The following is a 1,813-nucleotide window of genomic DNA, read 5'->3' as shown; positions in this document are numbered from 1 at the left end:
GAACTCCCTTTTGCAGCCTGGCAACAGCATCTACAAAAACCATTGCTGGAATTTCACCTCCGGAAAGAACATAATCTCCAATGGAAATTTCATCATCAACAAGCGTATCACGAATTCGCTGATCTATCTCTTTATAATGTCCGCATAAAAGAATTACTTCTTCGATTTTGCTGTAATCATTAATTGTTTCTTGATCCAGGAGTCTGCCTTGAGGAGTAAAATAGATCACCGGGATTTTCCTTCCTTTTTTGACATGCTCGATGGATTCAAAAAGAGGTTCAGGTTTCATCACCATCCCGGGTCCACCACCAAAAGGATAATCATCAACCTGTTTGTGTTTATTAAAAGCGAAATCACGAATATTGGTAATGTTCACTTTTATTGCATTCTGATTAATCGCATTTCCAACAATACTTTCCATCAGAAAATTCCGGAAAATATCAGGAAAAAGAGTTAATATCTCAATTGTCATAATTTGCTCGCGGATTTACACAGATTTGCACGGATTTTTTTCTTCGTGTCTTCGTGTCTTGGTGGTAACATTCATCATAAATCCAGAAGTTCCCGGATGTTTTTCACATTTATGGTTTTGTTGCTTTTGTCTTTATTGACTACATAATAATCCACATCAGGGATCATGATCTCTTTATTTTCCGTGGTCTTAACAATCAAAATATCGTGAACAGAATTATTGAAAAAATCGATGACATTTCCTAATTCTTTTTTATCTGAAATAATTTTCATTCCAACAGGATCTACAAAATCAGCTTCCCTGTTGAATTTCACCAGATCAGATTTCGGTAAAGCAACCCGAACACCACTGGCATCAGCTGCTTCTTCAGTTACATCTGCTTCCAGGAATCGGAGTTTTAATCGTTTTTCGCATAAAACTTTATCTATGCTCACATAACGCACTCTATGATCTTTAAAGAGCAAAAATACATCTTTTTGGGTAAGATATGATTGTTGGAAATTGCTATTTTTTCTAAAGGAGATGAATCCCTTTTCATCAATAGAATTTCCCAGTTTGCCAATGGCAACCAGATCAGAAATTTGCATCAAAAAAAAGGAAAAATTATATCAAAGTTCTTCTTATAAGAATGTTCCTTATAAAAATACTTGTGAAATTATTCGACGATTTCCAGAACCGCTCTTTTACCCTTTCTCGCTGATACGGCATTAAGAATAGTTCTTATCGCTCCTGCAGTACGACCATGTTTTCCGATAACTTTTCCAATATCGCTTTTGGCAGTTCGTAATTCAAAGATCGTAATTTTATCTCCGGCAACTTCTTTAATATCAACTGTACCTGGATCATCAACTAAAGCTTTAACAATGTATTCAATTAATTCCTTCATTTTCAACTCCTTGTTAATCTGCTTTTACAGTTTCTTCAGTTTTCTCAGCTTTCTCCGGTTTCTTTTTGACAGTTTTTTTTGTTACTTTCGGTTTAGTCTCTTTTTTTGATATATCTGATTTCTTTTCTTTGGATTCCTTTGCTACTTCTTCTTTAACTTCTTTTACTTTTTTTTCTTCTTTTGTTTTTTTTGATTTTTCCTTTTTTTCAGGTTTTTCTTCTTTTTTAGGAAATCTTTGATTATGCCATTTTTCGAGAATACCAGCTTTTGAGAACAATGAACGAACGGTTTTAGAAGGTTGTGCTCCAACTTTCAACCATTTGATAGATTTATCAATATCAACTTTCAAAGTAAAAGGATCTGTTTTTGGATCATAGTAACCTAATTGCTCCAGATATTTTCCGTCTCTTTTCTTATGTGAATCAACAGCTACGATCCTGTAGAATGGTTTATCT

Annotated in this window: 4 protein-coding genes; all 4 read right to left on the bottom strand. The window is 34.2% G+C overall.

Annotation, left to right across the window (positions count from 1 at the left end; translation table 11 throughout):
• Positions 1-472 (bottom strand): tRNA (guanosine(37)-N1)-methyltransferase TrmD (gene trmD, locus ENL20_08585; protein ID HHE38613.1); only part of this gene is annotated, 472 nt, incomplete at its 3' end.
• Positions 473-546: 74 nt separating this feature from the next.
• On the bottom strand, positions 547-906 hold the full coding sequence (locus ENL20_08580; protein ID HHE38612.1) for a hypothetical protein: 360 nt from the start codon (positions 904-906) through the stop codon (positions 547-549).
• Between the two features lie 221 nt (positions 907-1,127).
• The gene (locus ENL20_08575) at positions 1,128-1,358 is read right to left on the bottom strand and encodes a KH domain-containing protein (GenBank protein HHE38611.1); all 231 of its coding nucleotides are present in this window, start codon (positions 1,356-1,358) and stop codon (positions 1,128-1,130) included.
• 13 nt (positions 1,359-1,371) lie between these two features.
• The coding region (rpsP, locus tag ENL20_08570) for a 30S ribosomal protein S16 (protein ID HHE38610.1) at positions 1,372-1,813 on the bottom strand (442 nt) is incomplete at its 5' end.

Source organism: Candidatus Cloacimonadota bacterium (assembly GCA_011372345.1).
In the GTDB taxonomy this organism is placed as follows: Bacteria; Cloacimonadota; Cloacimonadia; order Cloacimonadales; family TCS61; genus DRTC01.
Note: the sequence above shows the minus strand (reverse complement) of the source record. Positions and strands in the feature narration are given on the sequence as shown.